The organism is Pseudoalteromonas maris (genome assembly GCF_049257235.1).
GTDB lineage: Bacteria > Pseudomonadota > Gammaproteobacteria > Enterobacterales > Alteromonadaceae > Pseudoalteromonas.
Map to the genome: position 1 here is coordinate 155,526 of NZ_JBMMUF010000007.1, position 21,688 is coordinate 177,213.

Here is a 21,688-nt window from a genome sequence, read left to right on the forward strand (position 1 = left end):
ACTCGAGGGGTTTAAGCTTACTCACAACAGAGTGACCATTTTCGCAATTGTCTCGTGGGTGATCTCCCCCATCAAGCTTGGGTTGGCAAGGGAATAGATAAAGTCCTCGACAATCTCATAATCTATATCATCACGACACTCAATAAAATTTGCCCACATTTCGAGCTCATCAGAGGATATCTGTTGCGCTAAGTACATGTGCAAAATCTTCGCCAACACCGCTTTTGTCACCACAAAGTAGGCTTTACCCGCGTCATAGCCGAACTTAATAAGTTCACCGTAAGCCTCATCTTTTTGGTTGCCAAAGGTGACTATTTGTTCGAGTGCGTGTGAGCGATTCATATATTTCTACCTATTTATAACTGAGCAAAACCGTCGCCAGTTGAAATCTAGCATGAAAGATAACCCCTTTTCCCTCGTTGTATCGATATATTTTCTGGGCAACTCATGAGTAGCCAACTACCTGTCTATTGTTTTTATCTGTCAAAAAAGGAACAATGAGTGCAGATATCTTCTATCTTATTGGAGAAGCAATGAAAAAAGTTGTTCTTCTGGTTTTGTTCACACTGGCCATTGGCACATTACTATTGCTTTTCAAACCCAGCGATAAGCCAGCAGAGCGCGTGCACTCGGCACTGAGCAATGAGGCTGTCGCCACCACTGTGTTAGCATTAAATACACACAAACCCAAAACTCAGTTCAAAGCAACGCCTTTTCCACAGGACACTCCCAGTAAAGATGAATGTGCGGGTTTAAATAGGCGGTTTTATGAACAGCACCATGAACACAATAACGCACTCATACAACAGGCCACTATCGCATGGCAACAAGGATATAGCATAGATGAAGTCAGCCATGCGCTGCTTGTGCAAGGTGCAGATTGGTCGGTAGTCGGACCGTGGCGGGACAAAGCGATGAACTTTGAAGCAACATCACAGCTCAAAGACACATTAATAGAGTACTTAGAAAGTCACGCAATAAAGCTACAGGATGACGATGAAAACAAGTACATCAAAGAGCTCATTGCGGACAACATAGAGCGATTATCAACCCTACCCAGTCGTACACAGGTCGAAGACGGTATTCCTAGAGTAAGCTCCACACACTACCTTTATCGTTCACTGCTTGATGTAGATGTGTTTGAGCAACAGCTACTTAATGACCCTGTCTCTTTCAAACTTACCGACATTACCCAAGATATTACTGCGGATGTGCCACCCGCTTTACTCAATTCAGCCGAGCTCAGTCCACTGCATAACTTTTTCATGGTGATGATGATGACCGGGCACACTCAAGCCGCGACATTACTCACTGAAAAATACCCACAAGCTTTTGATAATAAATCAATCTTTGTGAGTGAGTTGCAGATGCTGGCGTTATTACATTTGCAGGTATTTGCACCCTCACCACACGACACTGAACTTCGCCAAAGGCTCATCAACGCTATGGGCTTACAACGCTCACCTTTGTATTTATCGCCGAATAACCCTGGGGCCATGGAGATTGATTTAGCCCTGTTAGCGAGCAAAGGAGTCAACCTCGGCATTGAGCCCATCAGTGCGCTTGCCCAGCAAGTATCAGCACTCGATTTAACGATAGATACGCCCGCCTTTTTGAATGACCAGGAGCTGAAATTACAGCAAGCCTGTGTGGCTCAAAATGACTGGTTAGATGCACGCTCACTACCCGTAGCACAATGGCATGACTATGAAGACTCAGAGTTTGTGGCCGAAGTGACTGCATCACCAGAATATGCGTATTGTCTTGATGCCCCAACGCGAAGCAACGAAGAAATTAATCGCGATGCATTTTTGCAGCTCATGTCGTTAAACAAACCTTTAGGGGAGTTGCAACGTCTGGAGCTTGATAATCTTGATCTCGCAGGAATGTCGCAAGATGATATCACCACCTTGGCGTTGACACTGACATCGATGGCTACCAGCGATGACCTGCCTCGAAGTGAGATAGTCAACCGTTTAACTAATGCCGGCCTTGTAGTCAATATTGAGTCTGCGCATACACTCGCAGCGTTTGCAGGAACGCCTGAATTGGACGCATGGCTCAATCAAATTGGTTATATTCCCGAAAATACTGCGCTGCATCTGGCCAATGCTGCGGCGCACAGAGGCAATTTACCGTTTTACAAAAAAATAGAGCCTTATTTGGCGCGCTCAAATCAACAGCACTTGGATCCGCTGTATTTTTCGCTCACCACTAACAATTCATTCGTACACCGCGCCATTACAGACAATCAAAACGGTGAATCCAGCTTCTTGGGTTACCTATTCGATCGTGGGCAAGAAGTACAGCCTTATCACTTACGCGCAATGATGAAAATGAAAGTCCAACGCCCTGAAATCTATGAACAAATTGTGGAGCAGCATCCGCAATTAGTCATCCACAGTGTTGATGAGTATTTTGCAGTGAAATGTGAGTAACGTCACAACACGTAAAATGAGTGCGCGTTAACGCACTAAACCCAGAGCGTATTAATAGCGCTCTGCGTCGAGGGGGTAGTTTAATACCCATTGAATTAAATAAATGATCTTCCTAGCGCTCTATTGTGTTGGCTCGCTGGGTGATTCTTGTGCTTCGCCGTCTTCTTGCTGTGCCAGCTTTTCACGATCTGCTTTTGAGACATATGCGGGTTTGTTGCTTTTATGCAATTTGGCATTAGCACGTTTGTCTTTCGCTTTTAGCTTGGTGAAAATTTTCTTTCTACGGTTCATGATTTCTCTATCTGAGTCAGTGCTGAGTCAATGCTGTGTGAGCAGTGCGCAAAATAGCGCCCCTCATGGGCACGCTATTTATTGCAATTCACTACCCGAACTTAGCTTAGCCTTTGTTGAATAACTCACCACGGGCTTGGTGTAACTTCTTATAGCTGTCGATTAAACGTAAGTGCTTGTCTAAGCCTTCTAACTTCATGTTCGTTGGGGTTAAGCCATAAAAACGCACGTCACCATTGACCATGCCTACTGCATTTTCCATGGTTTCTTTACCAAACATTCGTGAGAAGTTATGCAGGTAATCTTCAAGCTCGAGCTCATCATCAAGGGTGACTTCGAGTACCGCATTCACTGCTTGGTAGAACAATCCTCGTTCCACTGTGTTGTCGTTGTACTGTAAAAAGTCGCCAACCAGCTCAATGGCATCTTCTAACTCACCTAACGCTAAGTAAATCAGAATCTTAAGCTCTAGAATAGTTAGCTGGCCCCATACCGTATTTTCATCAAACTCCACGCCAATCAGGGTGATGATATCGATGTAATTATCAAGCTGACTCTCTTCTAAGCGCTCTACCAGTGCCACCAATGCGTCATCTGAAAGTGAATGCAAATTCAAAATATCTTCACGGTATTGCAAGGCTTTGTTGGTGTTATCCCAAATTAAGTCTTCGACCGGATACACTTCTGAGTAGTCAGGCACAAGAATACGACACGCACAGCCAATCTCTGTAAATTCAGCCACATATGCTTCTTTGCCAAGATCCGCAAGGATACCAAACAAGGCATCACATTCTTGTTCATTGGTGCCTGAAAAATCCCACTCTACAAAGTCGTAATCTGCTTTCGCACTGAAGAAGCGCCATGAAATTACACCCGTAGAATCAATAAAGTGCTCAACAAAGTTTTCAGGCTCTGATACCGCCATGGAATTGAATGTTGGCTTAGGCACATCATTCAAACCTTCAAAGCTACGACCTTGTAATAGTTCAGTAAGACTGCGCTCTAGTGCCACCTCTAAACTCGGGTGAGCACCAAATGAGGCGAATACGCCCCCTGTTCGTGGGTTCATCAAGGTGACGCACATCACCGGGAATTGACCACCCAACGAGGCATCTTTGACCACAATCGGGAAACCCTGCTCTTCAAGTTTCTCGATGCCTTCGACAATACTTGGGTACTTAGCCAGCACCTCTTGCGGCACATCTGGAAGCACAATTTCTTGTTCGATGATTTGACGCTTAACAGCACGCTCAAAAATCTCAGACAAACACTGCACCTTGGCTTCATTAAGGTTGTTACCCGCACTCATACCGTTACTTAAGAACAGGTTCTCAATCAGGTTTTGTGGGAAATACACGGTTTCACCATCTGAATGGCGAGTGTATGGAATTGAACATACGCCTCTATCAACACGTCCAGAGTTGGTATCGATTAGGTGTGATGCGTGCAGTTCACCTTCAGGGTTATAAATTTCTAGACAGTAGTCATCCAAAATCCCTTCAGGGAGGGCGTCATTATCCCCAGCTTTAAACCATTTTTCTTGCGGATAATGGACAAAGTCACTGTTCGCGATTTCTTCACCAAGATACTGATCATTGTAGAAAAAGTTACAACTTAAACGTTCAATAAATTCACCCAGTGCAGAGCACAAGGCACTTTCTTTCGTTGCACCTTTACCATTGGTAAAGCACATAGGTGATGCGGCGTCGCGAATATGCAATGACCATACATGAGGCACGATATTACGCCATGATGCGACTTCAATCTTCATGCCCAAGTCTGCAAGCATGCTGGTCATATTTTTAATGGTTTGTTCAAGCGGTAAGTCTTTACCAAGGATGTAGGTACTATGATCAGTATCCGCATCAACCATCAACATGGCTTGTGCGTCTTCGTCGATGTTATCAACTGGGTCGATTTGAAACTCAGGACCCGTTTGCACAACACGTTTTACCGTACAACGTTCAATAGAACGCAAAATACCTTGGCGGTCTTTTTCTGAGATACTCTCTGGTAATTCGACCTGAATTTTGAAAATTTGGTTATATCTGTCTTCAGGGTCGATAATGTTGTTTTGTGAAATGCGGATCCCATCCGTAGAAAGGTCGCGGGCATTACAATACACCTTCACAAAATACGCGGCACACAATGCAGATGACGCCAAAAAGTAATCGAACGGACTTGGTGCAGAGCCATCACCTTTGTATCGGATCGGCTGATCAGCAATCACGGTGAAGTCGTCGAATTTGGCCTCTAATCTGAGGTTGTCGAGAAAATTAACTTTAATTTCCATGAGTTATCGGTACCCTAAAAATCACAAAGACCGACAACACGCTCTTTGCAACAAGCAAGTGTGGCGCGTTCGGTCAATAAAATACATGTAATGCACACATTATCGTCTTTTTGCGCGCAATCGTCTTGGTTTATTTTGGCTTGGCTTGTAATCAAAGCGTATATGCCAAGGAAAAATCGTGCGTGCTATTGGGCAGCTACAAATACAAAAGGCAGCGATTGCTGCCTTTAACATTCACTATTGGCTTAGCTTACTTTTCAACACGCTCGAAGCGTAGCGACATTAAGCCCAAATCGCGCACCAAGGTGCCGTCTTCATCGATTTCCCAGGTTTGCTCGTCATTGCCACTTTTGAACACCAAAAAATCACCCGATTTGAGCTCGCGAACAAAAATTTCATCAAATTGCGTGCGCTGGCCATCGGCTTCAATAAAGTTTTCGCCAATGTAGATCTTTTTGACGCCAGCAAGCTCTGAAAATGCATTAAATACTTTGTTATCAGAGGTACTTACGTAATGACCCTCATATCCATGTCCGCCACAACCAGCTAACCCCAGTACAACTAATAGCACTGCAACATACTTTATGTACTTCATCTTAAATCTCTTCGAATCAGGCGAATTTGCCAACCTAGGGCGCAATTCTACAACATCCGTTGTGTGTCACCAAGCACACAAAAAAAGAGCCGCGCAAGGCGGCTCTTTAGCATCACAAATTAGTTATGTTATTTAAGGTCAAACCGATCCGCGGTCATCACCTTAGTCCACGCTGCAACAAAGTCATTAACGAACTTTTCTTTGGCATCGCTGGATGCGTACACCTCGGAGATAGCACGAAGTTCTGAATTCGAACCAAAAATAAGGTCCACTGAGGTAGCCGTCCATTTCTGTTTACCCGTTTGACGATCCACTCCCTCATACACGCCTTCTTCTTTACTCGATTTACTCCACTTGGTAGACATATCAAGTAAGTTAACGAAGAAGTCATTGCTCAAGGTACCCGGCTTGTTGGTAAGCACACCATGATCCATGCCTTTGTAATTAGCATCAAGTGTACGCATACCTCCAAGTAATGCGGTCATCTCTGGAACGGTCAAACCCAGTAAGTCAGCGCGCTCAACCAGCATGCCTGTAGGTGATTTCCAGCCGCTGCTGTAGTAGTTGCGAAACGCATCGGCGGTTGGCTCTAGAACGTCAAATGAGTCAGCATCTGTATACTCAGCACTAGCGTCCATACGTCCGGGCTTGAACGGTACTGTGATGTCAAAACCTGCATCTTTGGCACCTTTTTCAATCGCCGCAGCACCACCAAGTACAATCATATCAGCGAGTGAGATTTGTGTGTCACCGCCTTTTTTATTGAACTTCTTCTGGATTTTTTCCAGCTCTTTTAACACCTTAGCTACTTCTTTTGGATTGTTAACAGGCCAATCTTTTTGCGGCGCTAAGCGCAAGCGCGCACCGTTTGCACCACCGCGCATATCGGTTTCACGATAGCTTGCAGCCGATGCCCACGCCACCCGAACTAGCTCGGGAACAGTCAACTTAGACTTTAGAATTTGCGCTTTTAGATCCGCAATTTGCTTGTCGTTCACCAAGGTGTGATTTGGCTCAGGGATGTAATCTTGCCAAATAAGAATTTCCTCTGGCACTTCTGAACCTAAGTAACGAGCACGAGGACCTAGGTCGCGGTGGTTTAACTTAAACCATGCTTTTGCAAATGCTAGCTCATACTTTTTCGGATCAGCACGAAAGCTCTCAGCGATTTTTCTAAACGCAGGATCCTCTTTCAACGCTATATCAGTGGTAAACATGATTGGCGCATGACGTTTACCCTTGATGTGCGCATCAGGCACGAGGTTTTGAGCTGCTTCATCGGTTGGGATCCATTGGATTGCCCCCGCAGGGCTCTTAGTTTGCTTCCACTCAAAGTTGAATAGGTTATCAAGATAGTTGGTAGTCCACTGCGTTGGCGTAACTGTCCATGCACCTTCAAAACCACTGGTCATGGTGTCTTCTGCGTTACCTTTGCCACATTTGTTCTTCCAGCCAAAGCCTTGATCCTCTGTTGGTGCTGCAGCAGGTTCTTTGCCAACACAGTCTCCTTTTTTCGCGCCATGGGCTTTACCGAAGGTGTGCCCGCCTGCAATGAGCGCCACAATTTCCTCATCGTTCATTGCCATACGACCGAATGACATACGAATATCATTGGCCGCGGCAATAGGGTCAGGTTTGCCATGCGGACCTTGTGGATTTACATAGATAAGACCCATTTCTACCGCAGCAAGTGGCCCTTTGAGCTTACCCTTTTTATCGCGGCGCTCATCAGTTAGCATCTTGCCCTCAGGCCCCCAATACACCAAGTCTGGCTCCCAATCATCTTCGCGGCCACCAGCGAAGCCAAAGGTCGTAAAGCCCATGTCTTCAAGGGCTACGTTACCTGTTAACGCCATCAAGTCGGCCCAAGAGATGTCACGGCCATATTTCTGTTTCACAGGCCAAAGCAGTCTGCGTGCTTTATCAAGGTTGGCGTTATCAGGCCAGCTGTTCAGTGGGTCAAAGCGCATTTGTCCGCCACCAGAGCCGCCACGGCCATCAAATACACGATACGTACCCGCAGCGTGCCATGCCATACGAATAAAGAACGGGCCATAGTGACCGTAATCAGCAGGCCACCAATCTTGTGATTGTGTTAGCACTTTTCGAATATCTTCTTTGACTGCACCAAGGTCTAGGCTTTCAAATGCTGCTCCATAGTCAAAGTCTTCGCCGTAAGGATGAGATTCTACGCCATGATCGCGTAGTGGGCTTAAATCAAGTTGGTCAGGCCACCAGAATTGGTTAGATTTTGGCTCTGACGCAAATGCGTTCATCGATACAGCTGAAGATACTGCTATCGCAATTGCAGTCACTAAAGGTAGTGATTTATTACGCATAGTATGTTGCTCCCGTTTGGAGTTGTTATTAACGAGATTAACTATAGACCATGATTTGAATCGATTTTACTGAGAAAAATAGATTGAAATAATCTGTTTATTTGATGGACTTAGATGTATTGGGGTTACGCGCCATCATAAAAAAAGGCTCGAGCACATTGATAGCCCCAGCCTTTGAAAAACGTATTATTCTGCCGTTGTAGGATCAATGACATTTTTTACTTCATGTATCGCGGTAATAGGAAACTCTCCCATACGCGCGTGTTGTTCAATGAGTGATTCGTCAGGAGCAATGTAAACGCAGAAGATCTTATTGCCCGTCACATAACTTTCTACCCACTGAATTGTTGGCCCTAACTGCTGTAGCACATCGCATGATTTCACAGAAATTCCCTGCAAATCTGCACCTGACAGCTGTCCTGCGCCTTCAACCTCTCTTTCTATTACATACTTTGGCATGACTCACCTCCTTCTTCAAAGGGGTGATCTAAGTATAGTCTTATCCGACTAAAGATCCGCGATACAATGGCTCCAATAACAGCTTGTCAGTGTTATTGTAGCGGCGTTCATTAAAGCCCTTGGCTTTTTAGATACTCTTCGTATGGACCATGGAAGTGCACGATGCCTTCAGGTCTAATATCGATGATTTGCGTTGCCAGTGAAGATACAAACTCACGGTCATGGCTCACGAAGAACAAAGTGCCCTCGTAGTTCTCTAATGCCAAGTTCAATGCTTCAATCGATTCCATATCAAGGTGGTTGGTTGGCTCGTCCAGTACCAACACGTTTGGATTAATCAGCGTCATTTTGCCAAATAGCATACGACCCTTTTCACCACCAGAGAGTACTTTTACTTTCTTTTTCACATCATCGTTTGAGAACAACATACGGCCAAGAGCACCACGCACCACTTGGTCATCGCCAGTTGTCCACTGCTTCATCCAATCAAACAGGGTGGCATCTTCTTTAAAGTCATCAGCATGGTCCTGTGCGATATAACCAATTTTTGCCGCCTCAGCCCATTTAACAGTACCTTTATCTGCTTCTACTTCGCCCAGCAAACAACGCAGTAGGGTTGTTTTACCTGCACCGTTTTGACCAATAATCGCAACGCGCTGGCCTGCTTCAACTTGCAAGTCAAAGTTGTTGAACAGTGGATTTTCAAACGCTTTTGAAAGACCTTCAACAGTCACCGCTTGGCGGTGAAGTTTCTTCTCTTGGTCAAACTTGATGTAAGGACTCACACGGCTTGAAGGCTTGATTTCTTCAAGTTGAATCTTATCAATTTGCTTAGCACGAGACGTTGCCTGCTTCGCCTTTGACGCATTCGCAGAGAAGCGGCTAACAAAGCTTTGCAGTTCAGCGATTTGTGCTTTTTTCTTCGCATTTTCATTAAGCTGCTTTTCACGCGCTTGGGTTGCCGCGGTCATGTACTCATCGTAGTTACCCGGGAATAAGCGCACTTCACCATAATCTAAGTCAGCCATGTGCGTACACACTGTGTTTAGGAAGTGACGGTCGTGCGAGATGATCACCATGGTACTTTTGCGCTCTACTAAGACTTGCTCCAACCAACGGATGGTATTGATATCCAAGTTGTTGGTCGGTTCGTCTAGTAGCAGAACCTCTGGGTCTGAGAACAGCGCTTGAGCAAGAAGTACACGTAGTTTCCAACCTGGGGCGACTTCGCTCATCGGGCCAAAGTGTTGCTCAATTGGGATTTCCAATCCAAGCAATAACTCACCAGCACGGCTCTCTGCTGTATAGCCATCCATTTCTGCAAATTGCGTTTCTAAGTCGGCCACTTCCATGCCTTCTTCTTCGCTCATTTCTGGCTGGCTGTAAATGTAATCACGGCGCTCTTTGACCGCCCACAATTCAGTGTTACCCATCAACACTGTGTCCATGACACTGTATTCTTCGAATGCGAACTGATCCTGACGTAGCTTACCCAGACGCACACCTTCACCCAACATCACGTTGCCCGCAGATGGCTCTAAATCGCCACCTAGGATTTTCATAAACGTTGATTTACCACAGCCGTTCGCACCGATTAAACCGTAGCGATTACCGTTGTTGAATTTTACTGACACATTTTCAAAAAGAGGCTTGGCGCCAAACTGCATGGCGATATTAGCTGTAGCTATCAAAGGAAACGTTACCCTAGGTTGGTCAAAAAAAGGACGCGCAGTGTAACTGAATAAGGCGCTAGAGGAAACCGCTAACGCCTTTTTTCGTTTATAACTGAGTGTTCACATCACTCACTACCACCAAAGGGCTATTTAGCGCCAAAATGTTGTTGGTAGCCATCCCCAATAAAACAGTACTAAGCTCATCTGCAACGCCAGAGCGATAAAGAACATATCCCGTTTAGCGGCTCTGCTCTTTTGGTAACTTTGGATACTGCGGTACAAACAAACCACTTGGGAGATCGGCAGTAAACCCGTCAAAATCGCTAAACAAATACTCGCAGCAGTCACATCACCAAATGCTAAAAATGATTGATTTACGTACAGTAGGCAGGGAAGCGCAAAAGCAACTAAGTTGAAGAATGCCCATTTCACTGTCGAAAATGCATGGGAGTCACGCTTAAACATTCGAGTGATGCCCACAATTAGGATGTAAAGTAGCGATGCTAGTCCTGAAGCCAAACTTAACCAATAAAATAGTACAGCTGTTAAAGACGCTCTTTTGTAAGTTTTTCGACCATCGTTAAGCAGTAAATCCCCTTGCGCATTTGTATAAAAGACATGGGATGCCTGCGAGCGATCAGTTTGACGAAACAACCCTTTATCTACAGGGATCAGCTTCCTGTCCTGCCCCTGAAAAGATTTAAGAACTAATTGCTCTTGTTGCTGCGCAACCCAAATGTAGTGGAATAATCTGTCTGGAAACGCAAATTCAGCCATGTTGTTAGGTGAGAGTAAATACAGACCAGTGACATTGCCGTTAGTACCTTTATTGTTAGCAGCTGCGGCTTCTTGTTTTGGTATCTGTAACGCATCAATCAATATTTTATTTAACTGCTCATAATCAGCCGTTTCACTGTCCGTGTTTGTGGCAATAAAGAACCCCTTTCGAGCCTTTGGAAAAATACACATATAGGCACGAAACCCGTATGTTGTTCCCGGGTGACACTGGCCAACTCGCGAGTGACGATCTCTCAGAGCTAATGCCAATCCATGACCTATTTCCATACCCGCTTTACGAGCATCTGTATCAAATGGTGTTGCCAGCTTGGTCATCAAATACTTTGCAATAAACGGCTTACCATTAAGTGTTCCGTCACCTAACATGAACCCCATCAACTTCACCATATCTGGTGCAGTGGTAGTAAATTGACCCGCGGGGCGTAAATAAGTAGCAATTGCAGGTTGAGGCATGTTGTTTTCATGATAACCCATCGCCAATCTTGAGTCTGATTGCTGCTCAACAAAGGTGAACGTGCTGTCATACATGTGTAACGGCGCGAGCAAGTTTGCATCTAAATAGTCTTCGTAGGATTGCAAAGTGACCGCTTCGATTATCATTCCCAAAAGTGCGTAGCCCATATTGGAGTACGAATATTGTGTGCCTGGCTCTGTTCGTAATCGCAATAATGATGAGTCGTCTGTGGGAAACGCTTCAATTAGTGGCATATCAGGTTTTGGCTGAGTACTGAGCACCTGCCACATACGGACATTATCTAACCCAGCGGTATGGTCTAGTAAATGCCTCACTGTAATTGGTGCACGATCAGCCCAAGGATTAATAAAATTTACCTGCGGCAATAAGGTATGCACCTGTGCATCTAGCGATAATCGGCCATCGCTAATCAACCGCATTACACCTAGTGCTAATACCGACTTGGTGACAGAACCAACATGCATCTTCTGATTGGGAAGCATCGGCTGGCTTTGGTCGACATTCGCATAGCCCGCGCTGCCTACCTGTGATCCTGTAGGCGTTATAATTCCCCAAGTAACGCCCACTAAACTTTGCTGCGCAGCGGCTAAGGTGATGTCGTGAGAAATGTCGTGATTGTTTTTTGCAGCTGCATATTGCACGCAGAAAAGACAAATGAATAGCAATACTCTTGTTATATACATAACCACTCGTTGTCGAACTCAGTGCTATTGGGCACTAAGTCAGATAATAGAAGTCAAGGAGGATGGTCATCTATAGGAGTGAGTCACACCATGTCCTTGGCGTATTTATATTGCAACTAAGTAGCCAAATGAAGTGAGAGTATAAGTATGAGTCAGCGCTCATCATGAATGCTCTTTTTGACTACTTAGCGAATATTAAAACTCAGCTATAATATATATAACTCTTTGTTATTTCAACAATTATCTACTACGTGAACCTAAGTCCAACTCAAGCTGCTCAAGAGACTTTCCTTTGGTCTCTGGCAGGTAGCGCCACACGAGTACTAACGACAACACAGCAAAGATGCCGTAAATTGCGAATGTCGGCGCAGCGCCGTATTTCGCTAGCTCCCATGGGAATACCAGCTGCACCAAGAAGCTGACTGCGTTATTCACTACAGTCACCACAGATATCGCGACAGCGCGCACCTCGTTAGGGAATATCTCAGAGAACATCACCCACATTACTGGCCCAAGCGATACCGCAAATGCCGCTACGAAAAGGGTAATACCAACCAACACCAAGGTTGCATTCATAGTGATTGCTTTGGCCATGATTGCACCCTGATGAGTTTGTGCCGCGTCTTCGCCAAGGTGCTCGCTTAAGGCGTTTTTAAACGCCACGTCGTTGTCATAGGCCGTGCCAACCATAGGCGCTAGATCCGCCATAACGGGTGCAGGTACTTTTTGCGCCAACTCGGTGGCTGCTTTCGTACTTACTTGGTAGGTGGCTTGGTTAAAGCCCCAGCTACACAAGGCCATACTAATAGCGATACCTGTTAAACCGAACAATAGCAGGGGTTTGCGGCCATAACGGTCAATGGTCAACATGGCCACGACTGTGAAAATCACGTTGACCACACCAATCCATACAGCTTGTGCAAATGCGGTGTTGGTACCTACGCCACTTTGTTCAAAAATAGTTGGCGCGTAGAAGAATATAACGTTAATACCGGTAATTTGTTGCGCGATGGCGATGAGCAAACCAATCATTAACGCAAAGCGAATTTTGCTGCTAAACACAGTTTTAATACGTTGCGCCAATGGTGGCACTTGCTTTTGCAATGACGCGCGCATAGTGCGCAACTGTTGTTCTATTTGCTCTTTAGAAAAGAGTTTTGATGCCACAGACTCAGCTTCTGCGTCCATCTTATGCATTAACAACCAACGTGGGCTGCGTGGAATGAAAAACAATAACACCAACCAACACACAGCAGGTAATAACTCCAAGCCTAACATCCAGCGCCACAAGTGCTCATTGACACCCAAAGAGGTAACCCAATCTGCATCGCTTTGTGCCCACTGAAGAAGCAGGTAGTTACTGAAATATGAAACCGAGAATCCAAGCACGATATTCAGTTGGTTAATCGACACCAGTTTACCGCGATGCTCAGGCAAGCTGATTTCAGCGATGTACATAGGCGCAACCATCAAAGAGCAAAATGCCATACCACCGATAAAACGGGCAATAACCAGCATCCAATAGCCCTGAGCCAACGCCGACGCTGCCGCAGAAACGACAAATAGCACAGCTATACCGATGAGCGTCTTACGCCGCCCGATGGCATCACTGACCACCCCAGCAAATAAAGTAGCGAGCAAGCCACCTAGCGTTGGTGAACTAACAACAAACCCCTGTTGCCAGCTAGTAAGCTGATATTGCTCAGAAATAAAACCAATCGCACCTGAGATAACCGAGGCGTCGAATCCGAAGATGAATCCCCCGAGCGAAACCACGAGGGTGTAAAATAAAGCGGGAGAGATCAATGTTTTCATGATGGTACCACTAGTGAGTCTCGCACAATTAACTTGGGTGCGAATAAATTTGTGTGTTGTTTTGGTGTCTTTTGTTTATATACATGTTCAAGCACCCAATGCGCCGCACCGTAACCCATTCTCTGAATTGGGTTATCAATGGTGGTCAACTTTGGATACAAGTAGCGAGCAAATAACACATCATCGAAGCCGATCACGGATAACTGCTCTGGAATAAGTACACCCCCTTCGCGCGCCGCAGTCATGGCACCTGAAGCCATTTCATCGTTGGCACATACCAAGGCTGTGAATGACAAGCCTGTTGCCAATAATTGCGCATATCCTTGTGCGCCTTCGTCTTCATGGAAGCCACCTTCAACCAGCAACTGCGGGTTAAAGTCGATATTAGCCTCTGCTAGCGCACGTTTATGACCTGCTAAACGCTCGCTGGCATCTTGTTTAAAGCGCGGACCGCTTATATACGCAATGTCTTTATGTCCGGCATCAATTGCAGCTTTCGTTGCTAGATAGCCACCGAGTTCGTTGTCGGTGTAAAAACAACGTTCAGCCATTTGCTCAATTCGGCGGTTAATCAACACCACCTCAACGTTACGTTGATTCAACTCCAGCAAATACTCATCACTCACCGCTTCTGCGTGCAAAATAATGGCATCACAACGTCTATCTAGTAAAAATTCAATGGCGTCTTTTTCTTTTTGTTCGTCACTGTGACCGGCGGTGATCACCACGTGCTTGCCAGCATTTCGCAAAACTTGCTCCACGGTACTCATCATGTTTCCGAAGAACGAACCGTGTAGTTCTGAAACCAGTAAGCCCACACTGTTACTGCGATTTGATGCCAGGGATTGGGCGATGGAGTTAGGTTTATACCCTAGTTCATCCATCGCTTTGATGACTTTCGCCCGCGTGCGGTCACTGACTTTAACATTACCGTTCATTACCCTTGAAACGGTTGCCAAAGACACGCCCGCGGCTTTAGAGACTTCGTATATCGTTGCCATTGTTATTTTTGTATTCTTCCTGATGCGCTAACGCTAATACAAAGAGGCGCTATAGTCTATGGTTTAGCATCGCTTTATAGCCAAGTGCACTGTTTTTAAGGGTGCGTTTTTGCGTATCGTAATCCACGTAGACAATACCAAAACGCTTCGAATAACCCAGTGCCCATTCAAAGTTATCCATTAAACTCCAAGCGAAATAGCCGCGAATATCAACACCTTGTTCCATAGCACTGTCAACGGCACGGAGGTGACTGTTGAAGTAGTCAATACGTGGCTGATCCGGTACTTCGCCATTGACCTCGCTGTCATCAAACGCTGCACCATTTTCGGTAATATAAATAGGAGGCAATTCATAACGTGCATTGAGGTCAACCAATAATTTGGTAAACGCGTCAGGGACAATTTCCCACCCCATTGCCGTTAGGCCATCGCCTTGAGGGACCACTTGATCAAACCAACCGTTGCCATCGCTTTTGAATACTGCACGGGTGTAATAGTTAATACCAATGAAATCATTTTTCTCAGAGATAATGTCCATATCGCCGTCTTCAATGACTGGGCGCTCGTGTGGCTCAAGGTGGTTAATCACATCTGGGTAGCTGGCCTCAAGAAGCGGCTGAATGTACCAATGATTGTGGTACTCATCGCCCATGCGCGTTGCAGCGATATCTTCTGGCGATTCACTGGCGCTGTATGCGGTTGAGAAATTCAGTACGATGCCACACATACTCTTTGGCACATTGCGTCGTAATACACGCATACCTAAGCCATGGGCTAACAGCAAGTTATGTGCAGCTTGTCGGCCATTGCCTTTACCTGTTTTACCCGGAGCATGAATGCCCGCTTCATAACCTAAGAATGCAGAACAAAATGGTTCGTTTAGGGTGGCATAAGAATACACGTCTTCGCCCAGCGCCTTAGACACTATATCAGTGTAATGCGCGAACGCATGCGCTGTATCTCTATTTAACCAGCCGCCTTTATCTTCGAGGTATTGGGGTAAATCCCAGTGATATAACGTGATAAATACTTTGATGTTTTTGGCGTGAAGCGCATCGACTAAGTCAATATAAAACTGCAAACCCGCTTTATTGACTGAGCCGTCTTCGTTCATCACTCGGCCCCATGCTACCGATAGTCGATAAGCATCTACACCTAAGTCAGCAATCATATCGACATCTTGGCGCCAATATTTCACATGCTCACATGCGATATCACCGTGCGTTCCATCTTCGATGGTATTAGGCTGAGCGCAAAAGGTGTCCCATATGCAATCGATACGAGAGTCTCGCGCACCTTCTATTTGGAATGATGACGTTGCAACACCATAGATAAAGTCTCGGCGCATCATCGCTGATTGTTTTGGCAAGCTAATTGTAGATATCAAGGTGGCTAATCCATTTTTCTATCCCTTATGAGGGATTTTTTATTTGAATTTGTATGCGCTTTCTGCAATTATCAAAATAAATGTAAGCGCTTTCATAGGTAAATGTAAGCGCTTTCGCGCAAAAGATCAACAGGAGAACGCGGTGGCTATATCAATGCAGCAACAATCTGCGCAAGAATCGGTATCAAATCCTAACCAATCATACCGTTTCGCGCTCGTGGCACTGACCTCATTATTTTTTATGTGGGGTTTCATTACGTGTCTTAACGATATTTTAATTCCTTATCTAAAAGGCGCTTTCGAGCTTAACTACACACAAGCTATGCTTGTGCAGTTTTGTTTCTTCATCGCGTACTTCGTAGTATCACTGCCAGCGGGTAAATTGGTTGGGGCGATTGGCTATCAGCGCGGTATTGTTGTTGGCTTAGTGATTGCCAGTGTCGGTTGTTTGCTATTTTACCCTGCTGCTAGCGCAGGTATTTACGCATTGTTCCTGTTAGCTCTGTTTGTACTGGCGTCAGGCATTACCATTTTACAAGTTGCTGCAAACCCATATGTGAGTACCCTTGGCCCTGTTGAAACCGCGTCATCTCGTTTAACCATGACGCAAGCATTCAACTCTTTCGGTACAACCGTAGCGCCGTTTTTCGGTTCAATTCTTATTTTCACCGAAGGTGCCGAAGTTGTTAAAGGCGATGCATCTGCAACGCAAGTTCCTTATTTGATGCTAGCGGGTGCGCTGCTTATTCTTGCTGGCATTTTCGCAAAACTAGCCCTACCTAAAATCATCGGCCAAGACGACCAAGAAGTGACTACAAAAGGCTCGGCTTGGCAATACAGTCACTTAACCTTAGGTGCGCTAGGTATCTTCATGTACGTTGGGGCGGAAGTTGCTATCGGCAGTACCATTGTTAACTTTTTTACATTAGATAGCATTGCTGGCATGCACGAAGGTGAGGCAGCCAAATACCTAACCTATTATTGGGGCGGTGCGATGGTTGGTCGCTTTATTGGCGCTGCTGTAATGCAAAAAGTGTCTGGCCGTGCGGTACTAACATTTAACGCATTAGCTGCATTTGTACTGGTATTGGTTGCGGTATTCTTCGACGGCATGGTGGCTTTTTGGGCAATCTTGTTGGTTGGTCTTTGTAACTCTGTGATGTTCCCAACCATCTTCAGCTTGGCATTAAATGGCCTTGGTAAATTCACAGCGCAAGGCTCAGGTATTTTGTGTTTAGCCATTGTTGGCGGCGCGATTGTGCCATTGTTCCAAGGCATGCTTGCTGACAGCATTGGTCTGCAACTGTCGTTCTTACTGCCAGCTCTTTGTTATGTTTACATCGCTTTCTATGGCATCAAGGGTGCTATTCCACACGCTATTGAATCAGGAAAAGAATAATGAAACGTACACTTACTTCTGTTGCAGTTAGTCTTGCGGTACTCGTAGCCGCAGGCTGCTCTGAAGAGAAAAAGTCTGACGAATCACAGGTGCAAGAAGCACCAAAGCAAGCGGCACAGACCTTATGGCCGAAAATTGAAAACGACGTAGCAACGCTGAATGACGTTGAAAGTCGGGTAACTGAGATTATGGCTACGATGACACTTGAGCAAAAGATTGCTCAGATGATCCAGCCTGAAATCCGCGACATCACTGTTGAAGATATGCGTAAGTATGGCTTTGGTTCATACCTCAATGGTGGCGGTGCGTTTCCTAATAACGACAAACATGCGAAGGTTGAAGATTGGGTCGCCCTAGCTGAAAAAATGTATCAAGCGTCTATCGACGATTCACTCGATGGCAGCACTATTCCTACCATGTGGGGTACCGATGCGGTACACGGTCACAACAATGTGATCGGTGCCACACTGTTCCCACATAACATTGGTTTAGGTGCAGCTAATAACCCTGAGTTAATTGAAAAGATTGCCCAAGTAACTGCCACTGAAGTGCTAGCTACAGGTATTGATTGGATTTTCGCCCCCACAGTGGCGGCCGTGCGCGATGACCGCTGGGGGCGAACCTACGAGGGGTACTCTGAAGATCCTGAGATCATCAAAGACTACTCATACGCCATCGTAAAAGGCCTACAAGGTGAACCGGGTGAAGGTTTCCTTGGCGAAGGCAAAGTGATTTCTACTGTAAAACACTTCGTTGGTGACGGCGGCACAGTTGGCGGTGATGACCAAGGCGACAATGTAAGCTCAGAAGAAGAGTTGTTCAACATTCATGCTCAAGGCTACGTAGGTGGTCTAAACGCAGGTGCTCAGTCGGTTATGGCGTCATTCAACAGCTGGCATGGTGAGAAAATTCACGGTAATAAATACCTTTTGAACGACGTGCTTAAAGAGCGCATGGGTTTTGATGGCTTTGTTGTAGGTGACTGGAACGGCCACGGACAAGTTGCCGGTTGTAGCAATGAAAGCTGCCCTCAGTCAATCAACGCAGGCCTTGATATTTTCATGGTGCCGGGTGATTGGAAGTCGTTATACGACAACACCTTAGCGCAAGTTAAAAGTGGTGAAATTGCGCAAAGTCGTATTGATGACGCAGTTCGTCGAATCTTACGCGTTAAAGTGCGAGCAGGTCTTTTTGAGAAAGCCAGCCCAGCAAATCGTTTGCATGCGGCGAAAAGTGAGCTGATCGGTAAAGATGAGCATCGTGAAGTGGCTCGCCAAGCAGTACGTGAATCGCTTGTGTTACTGAAGAATAGCGCCCAGTTGTTACCGTTAAAACCCAACACCAATGTACTCGTTGCAGGTGACGGTGCTGACAACATTGGTAAGCAGTCAGGTGGTTGGTCAATCACATGGCAGGGTACTAACAATGAAAATACCGATTTCCCGGGTGGCACATCAATTTGGGATGGTATTGAAGCACAAGTTAACGCTGCTGGCGGTAGTGCGACATTAAGCGAAGATGGTAGCTTTGAACAAAAGCCAGACGTCGCCATTGTGGTGTTTGGTGAAGACCCTTACGCAGAGGGCCACGGTGACCGCGCTAACCTTGAGTATCAAGCTGGCGACAAACGCGATTTAGCGCTATTGAAGAGCCTAAAAGACCAAGGTATTCCTGTTGTTGCGGTATTCATCAGTGGTCGTCCTATGTGGGTTAACCCAGAAATCAATGCCTCAGACGCATTCGTGGCAGCATGGCTTCCAGGCTCTGAAGGTTTAGCGGTTGCTGATGTGTTATTTACCGATGCCAACGGCGAAGTTCAACATGATTTCACAGGGCGTTTAAGCTATTCATGGCCAAAAACACCAACGCAAATCGTTAACCGTGGCGATGACAACTACGATCCATTGTTAGCTTACGGCTTTGGCTTAAGCTACGGCGATAAAGACGTATTGGGCAATGCCCTAGATGAGTCTGCATCTAGCGCAAATAACCAATTATCAAGCGTGTCATTGTTCACAGGAACAGTGCAAAAGCCGTGGCAAATGTGGTTGTACTCAGGTGATGAAAGCTTCACTGTGAGTGCAAACACCCATGAAGTTGGTGCGCTTTATTACCGTACTATCGATAAAGTAGTGCAAGAAGATGCACGTAAACTGCGCTTTGATGGCACAGCCAATGCGGGCATGCGTTTAGCAAGCAAGAGCTTCTTTAGAGAAGACCTGCGCGCTAAGTTAGGCACAGATATCCAAATCACCTTTAATGTAAACCTTGAGCAAGCGCCAAGTGATGCGGTTTATCTAGCGATGAATTGTGAAAGTGAAGGTGACGAGCCAGGTTCATGCACTGCGAAAGTGGATATTAGCGAGCAGCTAAGTGCATTACCTGCTGGCCAATGGCAGTCGCTAAGTGTTGATTTAAACTGTTTTGCAAATCAAGGGTTTGAGTTGCAAAACACCGTGGTGCCGTTTGAGCTAAGCACATCAGGCTCGCTCGGTATTAGCATTGCAGATATCAGCCTAGAGAAGAAATCTTCACAAGGTGCACAATTACAATGTGATTGATGTTCCTTGTTTTATCCTCCCAAAAGCGACCTCTGGTCGCTTTTTTTATGCCCATTGTCGATCGGTTTCCCTATATTCAGGAAAGTGAGCACTTTGGGTGTTTATATCCGGCTCAAAAGTTAACAACATATATTTTTCATAACGCTGGCAACTAGTTATCAACTTTGTTAAAACTAAGCCATTCAGAAAGGTGCGCTATTTGCGCACTATTAAAATGTTAGTTCGCATCTATGAAGTTTAAAGATCTTAGTCAAAATACAGTAGCAAGTTTTTTCTTCACGCTAACGATGCTTCTTGTTGTTGTGTTTAACAATGGCATACCAAGTTACGACGAGCTTAGAGAAATTTCTGGTACATTAGAGTGGTTCGAAACAAAAGGAAATAACAAAGATACTTTTCGTTTTAAACTCAAAGAGCACGAAGAGAAATTTGTTTACCATTCAGTCTCAGGATCATTAGGTGCTGTAAATTCTGCACTGAACAAAAAGAATGCAGAGTTAAAGATTTTATATGACCCACATGACTCAGATACAGCATTATGGGAATTTGAAACAATCCACCCTGTTTATCAGGTTGTAAGCGACAACCATTTAGTCAAAAGCTATCGTTCAACCGCAGCAAGATACAACAGTAACGACAATCTAGCCATCTGGCTTTTGATTAGTGGTTTTATTGCATCTGTGGTTTTTATTGCGATAGATTGGAACATCAAACAAGATGCGAACTAACAAGCATTATACGTTTAGGAGGGATTCATGCGTTACATTTTGGTATTAGTGTGTCTTTTGGTAATTAGTGAAAAAGTACTTGCCGATGAGTCAGTCACGATTTTTGTAAAGGAAACCAGCTATTCCATCAACAGCTCGGATGAAGAGTTGAGCTCCTCAGAATTAGAAGGCAAGCTGAAAGAACTAACGTTTTCACAGGTTACGTTAGACATTGACTATTGTGCCGACCCAGTTATGGTTGCTGAGGTTTATGTTGCCCTTGCAAATGCCAACCCGTTAGTTAAAGACGTTCACCTAAAACTAAGCGGTAGCCACGAACAGAGCAAATGCAAAAACGTATAACAAATTGCTTAATTTCGCTCTGACCACAAAAACACGTTAGAGTATTTATTCCGTAATGCCGCCATATGGGGCGCATAAAATAATCAAAAAAATTAATCAAGACACCCATCTTAATATTCGGGATAAACATCTAGGGGGTCTCGATAGGTACTACAGGCAGCAAGCATTGAACTCATTCACTTCCCAAATAATACAATCTCGAACTCACAGGCTGTTGAGAGCGGGAAGCGGGAAGCGGGACCACTCTAGCGCATTTTTGGACAGAAATGAGTTAATGTATTTATTCAGTAACGCCCTGTTAATGGGCAAAATTGTGTTGGCTAAAATGTGAAGCGGAGCAAAACCAAGCCAACGCAATTTTGTCCACTTTAAACAGTTTGTTATGTGCAAACTAGTAAAATCTACACTGTG

Annotated in this window: 16 protein-coding genes; 5 read left to right on the plus strand and 11 right to left on the minus strand. The window is 45.3% G+C overall.

Features of this window, described 5'->3' with window-relative positions; translation table 11 throughout:
- Window positions 1-21: 21 nt before the first annotated feature.
- Window positions 22-342, minus strand: a complete 321-nt coding sequence (locus AAEU32_RS11615; protein WP_421970688.1) for a hypothetical protein — start codon at window positions 340-342, stop codon at window positions 22-24.
- 191 nt (window positions 343-533) lie between these two features.
- On the opposite strand from AAEU32_RS11615, the gene AAEU32_RS11620 reads away from it, so the two are divergent.
- The gene (locus AAEU32_RS11620; RefSeq protein WP_421970689.1) at window positions 534-2,438 is read left to right on the plus strand and encodes a hypothetical protein; all 1,905 of its coding nucleotides are present in this window, start codon (window positions 534-536) and stop codon (window positions 2,436-2,438) included.
- 120 nt (window positions 2,439-2,558) lie between these two features.
- On the opposite strand, the gene AAEU32_RS11625 is transcribed toward AAEU32_RS11620, so the two are convergent.
- The 10 genes from AAEU32_RS11625 to AAEU32_RS11670 form a co-directional block, all read right to left on the minus strand.
- Window positions 2,559-2,729 (minus strand): DUF2986 domain-containing protein, encoded by a 171-nt coding sequence (locus tag AAEU32_RS11625; protein WP_421970690.1) that lies wholly within the window; start codon window positions 2,727-2,729, stop codon window positions 2,559-2,561.
- A 106-nt stretch (window positions 2,730-2,835) separates the two neighbouring features.
- Window positions 2,836-5,022, minus strand: a complete 2,187-nt coding sequence (locus AAEU32_RS11630) for an OsmC domain/YcaO domain-containing protein (protein WP_421970691.1) — start codon at window positions 5,020-5,022, stop codon at window positions 2,836-2,838.
- Window positions 5,023-5,272: 250 nt separating this feature from the next.
- Window positions 5,273-5,617: a hypothetical protein gene (locus AAEU32_RS11635; protein ID WP_421970692.1), complete on the minus strand. Its 345-nt coding sequence runs from the start codon at window positions 5,615-5,617 to the stop codon at window positions 5,273-5,275.
- Window positions 5,618-5,745: 128 nt separating this feature from the next.
- Entirely contained in the window at window positions 5,746-7,956 is a 2,211-nt protein-coding gene (katG, locus tag AAEU32_RS11640) for a catalase/peroxidase HPI (protein WP_421970693.1), read from the minus strand.
- 186 nt (window positions 7,957-8,142) lie between these two features.
- A complete protein-coding gene (locus tag AAEU32_RS11645) occupies window positions 8,143-8,415 on the minus strand; it encodes a DUF4242 domain-containing protein (protein WP_421970694.1) in 273 nt (90 codons plus the stop codon).
- A gap of 110 nt (window positions 8,416-8,525) precedes the next feature.
- Window positions 8,526-10,106 (minus strand): ABC-F family ATPase, encoded by a 1,581-nt coding sequence (locus AAEU32_RS11650; protein ID WP_421970695.1) that lies wholly within the window; start codon window positions 10,104-10,106, stop codon window positions 8,526-8,528.
- A gap of 132 nt (window positions 10,107-10,238) precedes the next feature.
- Complete coding sequence (locus AAEU32_RS11655; protein WP_421970696.1) at window positions 10,239-12,044, minus strand: serine hydrolase domain-containing protein; 1,806 nt, start codon at window positions 12,042-12,044, stop codon at window positions 10,239-10,241.
- 240 nt (window positions 12,045-12,284) lie between these two features.
- Window positions 12,285-13,859: a sugar porter family MFS transporter gene (locus AAEU32_RS11660; RefSeq protein WP_421970697.1), complete on the minus strand. Its 1,575-nt coding sequence runs from the start codon at window positions 13,857-13,859 to the stop codon at window positions 12,285-12,287.
- Window positions 13,856-14,860, minus strand: coding sequence for a LacI family DNA-binding transcriptional regulator (locus AAEU32_RS11665; RefSeq protein WP_421970698.1), 1,005 nt, complete (start codon window positions 14,858-14,860; stop codon window positions 13,856-13,858). The genes AAEU32_RS11660 and AAEU32_RS11665 overlap by 4 nt, the downstream gene beginning before the upstream one ends.
- A 49-nt stretch (window positions 14,861-14,909) precedes the next feature.
- The gene (locus tag AAEU32_RS11670; RefSeq protein ID WP_421970710.1) at window positions 14,910-16,244 is read right to left on the minus strand and encodes a GH1 family beta-glucosidase; all 1,335 of its coding nucleotides are present in this window, start codon (window positions 16,242-16,244) and stop codon (window positions 14,910-14,912) included.
- Window positions 16,245-16,389: 145 nt separating this feature from the next.
- On the opposite strand from AAEU32_RS11670, the gene AAEU32_RS11675 reads away from it, so the two are divergent.
- The 4 genes from AAEU32_RS11675 to AAEU32_RS11690 all read left to right on the plus strand — a co-directional run bounded on the left by AAEU32_RS11675 (window position 16,390) and on the right by AAEU32_RS11690 (window position 21,277).
- A complete protein-coding gene (locus AAEU32_RS11675) occupies window positions 16,390-17,646 on the plus strand; it encodes a sugar MFS transporter (protein WP_421970699.1) in 1,257 nt (418 codons plus the stop codon).
- Window positions 17,646-20,207, plus strand: coding sequence for a glycoside hydrolase family 3 protein (locus AAEU32_RS11680; RefSeq protein WP_421970700.1), 2,562 nt, complete (start codon window positions 17,646-17,648; stop codon window positions 20,205-20,207). Before AAEU32_RS11675 ends, AAEU32_RS11680 begins: the two co-directional genes overlap by 1 nt.
- 230 nt (window positions 20,208-20,437) lie before the next feature.
- On the plus strand, window positions 20,438-20,935 hold the full coding sequence (locus tag AAEU32_RS11685; RefSeq protein WP_421970701.1) for a hypothetical protein: 498 nt from the start codon (window positions 20,438-20,440) through the stop codon (window positions 20,933-20,935).
- Between the two features lie 27 nt (window positions 20,936-20,962).
- On the plus strand, window positions 20,963-21,277 hold the full coding sequence (locus tag AAEU32_RS11690) for a hypothetical protein (RefSeq protein WP_421970702.1): 315 nt from the start codon (window positions 20,963-20,965) through the stop codon (window positions 21,275-21,277).
- Window positions 21,278-21,688: the final 411 nt, after the last annotated feature.